We start from the raw sequence: 3,760 nt of genomic DNA, 5'->3' as shown, positions 1-3,760 counted from the left end.
ATTTTGATGTGTGAATACATTCGAATGTGGGAGCTGGCTTGCCTGCGATAGGGCCGGCCCAGCTTGCATCAATCCCCCTTGGGCAACTCAATCACAAACCTGGTCCACCCGGCTTCAGACTCACAATAAATCCTCCCCCCATGCGCCCGCACAATCGACTGGGTAATCGCCAACCCCAGCCCAGCATGCTCGCTGCTGCCTTCACGGCGCGCGGGGTCCGCCCGATAGAACCGGTCAAACAATTTAGGTAACAAAGCCGCTGGAATACCTTCCCCGGTATTGGCGACGGTCAGCGTCACAGCCTGTGCGCTTTCCATAATCCGCACCCGCACCTCGCCACCCACCGGGGTAAACCGCAGCGCGTTATCCAGCAAGTTCGACACGGCTCGGCGCAACATACCGCGATCGCCCGCCGTTTGAGCCGTGCCCTCGCACACCAGATTGACCTGCGCGTCTTCGGCCAACAGCGCAAAAAACTCCAGCAACGCCTCCACTTCATCGTGCAGCGCCAGCGCTTCGCGCTTGGGCATCAGCAGGCCATGGTCGGCTTTGGCCAGGTACAACATGTCATTCACCAACTGCGCCATCCACTGCAACTCCTCCAGGTTGCTGTGCAGCGCCTCGCGGTAGTCCTCCAGCGGGCGCGGCTGGGTGAGGATCACCTGGGTTTGAGTCAGCAGGTTCGACAGGGGCGTGCGCAGTTCATGGGCGATGTCGGCGGAGAAAGACGAGAGGCGCTGGAACGCGCCGTCGAGCCGTCCCAGCATCGCGTTAAACGCCTGGGCGAGTTCGGCCAGTTCCACCGGCATTTGCGCCTGGGGCAATCGTTGGGTCAGGGAGTGGGCCGACACGCCGGCGGCCACTTCACTCATGCGCCGTAACGGCCGCAGCCCGCTGCGCGCTGCCCATGCGCCGAGCAGCGCGGTGGCCAGGGCGGACAAGCCGACCGTGAGCCAGATCAACCGCTGCATGCGTTGCAGAAAGTGCTGGTGGTGCGTGATGTCGAGGATCAGCGACAGTTGCGGCGAGCCGGGTTGGCCCGCCAGCAACGGCGCGTTGTACACGCGGTAGTCGGTGCCCGCGTTTTGCAGGCTGTGCAGGCCGGGTGCTGCGGGCAGCGTGACGCTCGGCGCGCCATCAAACCAGCGTTGGCCGGCGGCGCTGATGCGCAAGGCGAGGTCCGGCTGGCGGCTGAGTTCGGCACGCAGTTGCGCTTCTCGCGGGGTGAAGGACGCCAGTGAGTCGACACCCTGCAAGGTGCTGCGCAGCGCGATCAGTTTGCCGTCGAGTTGCTGCTGGTCCAGCTCGATAAAGTGCGCTTCGCTGGCCTGGTTGAACAACACGCCAGCGATGAGCGAGACCACCGCCGTACAGCCGGCAAACAACAATGCCAGACGGCTGGCCAGGGACAGGCGCGCAATCAATTGCACCGTTCCTCCAGCACATAGCCCATGCCGCGCACGGTGTGGATCAGCTTGGTGGGGAAGTTGTCGTCGACTTTAAGGCGCAAGCGGCGGATCGCCACTTCGATGATATTGGTGTCACTGTCGAAATTCATGTCCCACACCTGGGAGGCAATCAGGCTCTTGGGCAGCACTTCGCCCTGGCGGCGCAGCAGCAGTTCGAGCAGGGCGAACTCCTTGGCGGTGAGGTCGATACGCTGGCCGCCGCGCTCGACGCGGCGGCGGATCAGGTCCAGGCGCAGGTCGGCCAGTTGCAGCGTGGTTTCCTGCGGGGTGCTGCTGCCACGGCGCAACAGGCTGCGCACCCGCGCCAGCAATTCGGAAAAGGCGAAAGGCTTGACCAGGTAATCGTCGGCGCCCAGCTCAAGGCCGTGCACACGGTCTTCCACGGCGTCGCGGGCGGTGAGGAACAACACCGGGATTTCCAGGCCGGCACTGCGCACGGCGTGCAGAATTTTCCAGCCGTCGCGGCCGGGCAGCATCACGTCGAGGATCAGCAGGTCGTAATCGCCGGTCAGGGCCAAATGCTGCCCACTCGTGCCGTCGGCCACCAACTCGGTGGTAAAGCCAGCCTCGGTCAGGCCCTGGCGCAGGTAGTGGCCGGTTTTCGGTTGGTCTTCAACGATCAGCAGTTTCATGGGCAACTCGTGGCGACAGGTGGCGATGGGCTTTATACCGTGGGCGGCAGCGTCAGGGCGTAACCTGACAAAGTTGTAATCTAGCAGTCAGCTGGCTGGCAGCAGAGCCATCTTAAAGTGCTGACCAAGCTGGACACACTTTTTGGAGAAGCGTCATGGCGTTGCGTACACCTCTGTTATTGGCGGGCTGTTTGTTGGCATTGAGCGTTAATGCAATGGCTGATGAGGCTCACACCTACGCGTTTGGTCACCCGGCACCGGCCGATAAAGCCACGCGCACCGTGGAAGTAACCCTGCAGGACATTTCCTTTTCGCCCAAGGCTCTGGATGTAAAAGCCGGTGAGACCGTTCGCTTTGTGCTGGTCAACAAAGGCCAGTTGCTGCACGAGTTCAACTTGGGTGATGCGGCGATGCACGCCGAACACCAAAAAGAAATGCTCAAGATGCAGGCCAGCGGCATGCTCACGGCCACCGGCATGGGCAAGATGGACCACGCCGCCATGGGGCATGGCGATATGGGCGAGATGGGTGGCATGAAGCATGACGATCCCAACAGCGTGCTGGTGGAACCGGGCAAGACCGCCGAGCTGACCTGGACCTTCAACAAGGCCACCGGTCTTGAATTTGCCTGCAACATTCCGGGGCATTATCAGGCGGGCATGGTCGGCAAGCTGACCGTTGAGTGAGGCGATTCTTAAGGGCGGGAGCAAAGGCTGGTAGACTGGCGCGGTTTATTTAGCCAGGTTTCCGCCATGCATCCCGCAGCCGAACATTCGCCGCTGGGCAAGTCCAGTGAATACATCTCTACCTACACGCCGTCGTTGCTGTTTCCGATCCCTCGCGCCGCCAAATGGGCCGAGCTGGGCCTGACTGCCGAAACCCTGCCTTATAAGGGCGTGGATTTCTGGAACTGCTTCGAACTGTCGTGGTTGCTGCCATCGGGCAAGCCGGTGGTGGCCATCGGTGAATTCAGCATCCCGGCCGAGTCGCCGAACATCATCGAGTCCAAATCTTTCAAGCTGTACCTCAACTCGCTGAACCAGACCGCGTTTGCCGACACGCAAAGCCTGGAAGCCACCTTGTGCACCGACCTCAGCGCCGCCGCCGGCCTGCCTGTGAGTGTGCGCATCCGCAGCCTGGCCGAGGTTGAGGCCGAAGGCGTGATGGCGTTGCCGGGCGCGTGCATCGACGACCTGGACATCAGTGTCAGCAACTACGAGCACCCGCGCCCGGAGCTGCTGCGTTGCGACGACTCGCGCATGGTTGAGGAAAGCGTGCACAGCCACCTGCTCAAATCCAACTGCCCGGTCACCAGTCAGCCGGATTGGGGCAGCGTGGTGGTGGAATACCGTGGTCACGCGCTGGATCACGCCAGTTTGCTGGAATATATCGTGAGCTTTCGCCAGCACTCGGACTTTCATGAACAGTGCGTGGAGCGGATCTTTTTGGACTTGCAGCGGTTGCTCAAGCCAGAGAAGTTGACGGTGTATGCGCGCTATGTGCGGCGCGGTGGGTTGGATATCAACCCGTATCGCAGCACTGAGAATGTGCAGTTCCAGAACGTGCGCCTGGCTCGTCAGTAGCCGTCACACAAAACAAATGTGGGAGCTGGCTTGCCTGCGATAGCGGCCCATCAGTCATACATCGGGTGACTGATAC

General features: G+C 61.6%; 4 protein-coding genes. 2 read left to right on the top strand and 2 right to left on the bottom strand.

The genetic code is table 11. The features are described from left to right. Window positions 1-68 precede the first annotated feature (68 nt). Together FEM54_RS27110 and FEM54_RS27105 are read right to left on the bottom strand one after the other, a co-directional pair. Complete coding sequence (locus tag FEM54_RS27110; protein WP_138453712.1) at window positions 69-1,424, bottom strand: heavy metal sensor histidine kinase; 1,356 nt, start codon at window positions 1,422-1,424, stop codon at window positions 69-71. Beyond that, a complete protein-coding gene (locus FEM54_RS27105) occupies window positions 1,421-2,101 on the bottom strand; it encodes a heavy metal response regulator transcription factor (RefSeq protein WP_138453711.1) in 681 nt (226 codons plus the stop codon). The genes FEM54_RS27110 and FEM54_RS27105 overlap by 4 nt, the downstream gene beginning before the upstream one ends. A 155-nt stretch (window positions 2,102-2,256) precedes the next feature. Here FEM54_RS27105 and copI point away from each other — a divergent pair, with 155 nt between their 5' ends. Continuing rightward, window positions 2,257-2,787, top strand: coding sequence for a copper-resistant cuproprotein CopI (copI, locus tag FEM54_RS27100; RefSeq protein ID WP_138453710.1), 531 nt, complete (start codon window positions 2,257-2,259; stop codon window positions 2,785-2,787). A gap of 66 nt (window positions 2,788-2,853) precedes the next feature. Continuing rightward, window positions 2,854-3,684: an NADPH-dependent 7-cyano-7-deazaguanine reductase QueF gene (queF, locus tag FEM54_RS27095; RefSeq protein ID WP_138453709.1), complete on the top strand. Its 831-nt coding sequence runs from the start codon at window positions 2,854-2,856 to the stop codon at window positions 3,682-3,684. The last annotated feature ends 76 nt before the right edge of the window (window positions 3,685-3,760 follow it).

The sequence above is a fragment of the Pseudomonas edaphica genome, from assembly GCF_005863185.1.
Lineage (GTDB): Bacteria > Pseudomonadota > Gammaproteobacteria > Pseudomonadales > Pseudomonadaceae > Aquipseudomonas > Aquipseudomonas edaphica.
This window is presented reverse-complemented; position numbering and strand designations above follow the sequence as displayed.